The sequence below is a fragment of the Bradyrhizobium sp. Kon69 genome (assembly GCF_055807515.1).
This window is the reverse complement of record NZ_JBVVOS010000218.1, coordinates 1-322: the sequence shown is the minus strand read 5'-3', so window position 1 is coordinate 322 and position 322 is coordinate 1. Positions and strand designations below refer to the sequence as shown.

Annotated in this window: 1 pseudogene; it reads right to left on the bottom strand. The window is 61.5% G+C overall.

The annotated features are described in order from the left end of the window. Nucleotides 1-322 (bottom strand): annotated as a pseudogene (locus AC0L3U_RS38900) (FdhF/YdeP family oxidoreductase); the annotation flags it as partial.

Sequence of the window (322 nt, the reverse complement as noted above, 5' to 3'; positions counted from 1 at the left end):
CAATGCCCGCAAGGATCGCAGGCTCGGATTTCATCAGCGACGACAGCGGTTGCAGTTGGCCGTTGGAGCCGTGGACCATGCTGAAGGAGTCTTCCACCGTTACCGCTTGCGGGCCTTCGGCCTGGATATCGATGTCGGTGCGCCCCAGGCACGGCAGGATCAGTGCATCTTTACCGTGCATCAGGTGGCTGCGGTTGAGCTTGGTGCTGATCTGCACGGTCAGGTCGCAGTTACGCAACGCTTCGAAGGTGCGGGTACTGTCCGGCGTGGCTTGGGCGAAGTTGCCGCCCAGGCCGATAAATACCTTGGAGCGGCCTTCGAG